The organism is Variovorax sp. 01T439_2 (genome assembly GCF_056398445.1).
In genome coordinates this window covers 1-1,911 of the sequence record NZ_JBFTPJ010001054.1, presented here as the reverse complement: position 1 = coordinate 1,911, position 1,911 = coordinate 1, and the positions used below count along the sequence as shown (strand labels likewise).

Below are 1,911 nucleotides of genomic sequence, written 5' to 3'. Positions count from 1 at the left end.
GCTGCAGGCCGTCGAGCTTCACGTGCAGCACGATCTCGCGCCCGATCTCGTACAGCGCGCGGTCGTAAGCGAGGTTGGAAAAACGCAGCGAGTTCCAGTAGGCGGCGCCGGTGTCCAGCACCAGCAGCACGGCCAGCGGACCGAGCAGCCAGGCCAGCAGCTTGCGCTGCAGCCTGGGCTCAGGTTTGCGCATCGCCGCGGTCCATCAGATAGCCCATGCCGCGCACGGTGCGGATCTCGCATCCGAGCGGTTCGAGCTTCTTGCGCAGCCGGTAGACGTTGACCTCGATCGCGTTGTCGCCGACCTCGTCGCCCCATCCGTAGAGATGGTTGACCATCTGCTCCTTGCCCACCACGCGACCCTCGCGCATCATCAGCAGCTCCAGCACCGCGAGCTCGCGCGGCGACAGGTCGAGCGGCTTCTTGTCGTAGAAAACGCGCCGGCCCACCGTGTCGAAGCGCAGCAGGCCATGCTCGAGATACGGCGTGGAATTGGTACTGCGGCGCAGCAGCGCGCGCACGCGCGCTTCCAGCTCCGGCAGGTCGAAGGGCTTGGCCAGGTAGTCGTCGGCGCCCAGGTCGAGTCCGCGCACGCGGTCCTGCAGGGTGTCGAAGGCGGTCAGCATCAGCACCGGCATGGTGGACTTGCGGGCGCGAAGCCGCCTCAGCACATCGAGTCCGCTCAGCTTGGGCAGGCCGATGTCCAGGATCGCCAGGTCGTAGATGCCGAGCGCGAGCGCATGGTCGGCCTCTTCGCCGGTGGAGACGATGTCCACCGCGTGGGCGGACTGCACCAGCGCGCGCGAGAGCGCGTCGGCCAGTACCTTGTCGTCTTCCACCAGCAGTATCCGCATTGATTCTCGCCCCGGCCGTATGCAGCCGAATATGCTAACCGCAATGCCCGGGCGAGACGGGGCAACTCAGGAGCAGCTGTAGCTCGCGGCCAGGTTGGGGTCGCCCGAGGTGTGGTTCGCCTTGAGCGGATAGAGGCACAGCGGCCGCGACTTCACGGCCGGAAAGCTGGCGCTGGCCACCGTCGCCACTTCCACGCGCGCTGGCGGCTCGATGCCCTTTTCCACCCAGGCGGTCAGCAGTTCGTAGAGCTGCGCGTTGGTCGGCAGCGGGGGATTCGCATTGGCATTCGACGTGCCGTTGCTGAAGCCGTGGCCCATGCCGGGAACGAGGTAGAGCCGGTAGAAGCCCTGCGTGGCCGCGACGCCGCCCATCTGCGCGGCCACGCGGCTGTAGTAGTTGATCGTGCCTTGCGGCGGGATCAAGGTGTCGGCCAGGCCGTGGTAGGAGATCAGCTTGCCCTTGCGGTCGCGGAAGGCGCTCAGGTCGGCGCTGTCGGTGTTGATGTTGGCGAACGCGCTTTGCAGCGCCACGCCGCGGTCCCAGGCATTGGCAAGCTGCGCGTACGTGAGCGATTTCCAGCGGTCGGCGCCATTGCCCGTGGCGTTGAGCAAGCTGGGCGTCGCGATCGTCGGGTCCTGCAGTTCGAGCGCGACCATGTCGCTGGAGATGGGGAATGGCGTGGCGCCGGCCAGGCCCATGAGGTTGGCGCCGCGCGCCAGTCCGTACCACTTCTGCGCAGGCGCGGTGGCGGCCGCGAAGCCGTTGTCGGCCGCAGGGTTCGGCACCGAACCGTCGGCCGTCTGGCCGTACCAGAACTTGTTGAACGCGAGCGCCTGGGCCGGGCTCACGCAGCCCGCAGTGGCGTTGGTGCCGCCGTCGGCGGTGCAGATCACGGCCGCGTCGGTGGTCGGGTCGTAGCGGCAGGCGGCAGGGTCCGGCACATAGCCCAGGTGAACGCCGCCGACCATGTCGCAGGCATTGATCGCAGCATTCGAGACCGTGGTGTGCTGGTCCGCCGTGATCGCCACGCCGCCCAGGTCGCGCTGGGCCACGATC

General features: G+C 68.0%; 2 protein-coding genes and 1 pseudogene. All 3 read right to left on the bottom strand.

From position 1 onward, the window contains the following. Nucleotides 1–193, bottom strand: a pseudogene (locus AC1DOC_RS31740) (sensor histidine kinase); the annotation flags it as partial. Then, nucleotides 180–854, bottom strand: a complete 675-nt coding sequence (locus AC1DOC_RS31735) for a response regulator (RefSeq protein WP_015866311.1) — start codon at nucleotides 852–854, stop codon at nucleotides 180–182. The gene AC1DOC_RS31735 and the pseudogene AC1DOC_RS31740, both read right to left, overlap by 14 nt. A 66-nt stretch (nucleotides 855–920) precedes the next feature. Then, nucleotides 921–1,911: tannase/feruloyl esterase family alpha/beta hydrolase (locus AC1DOC_RS31730; protein WP_478131343.1), on the bottom strand; the 991-nt coding region annotated here is incomplete at its 5' end.

What these genes read in the sequence shown, in the direction of transcription:
- AC1DOC_RS31735 (WP_015866311.1), bottom strand. Translation starts at nt 854, where the DNA reads ATGCGGATACTGCTGGTGGAAGACGACAAGGTACTGGCCGACGCGCTC.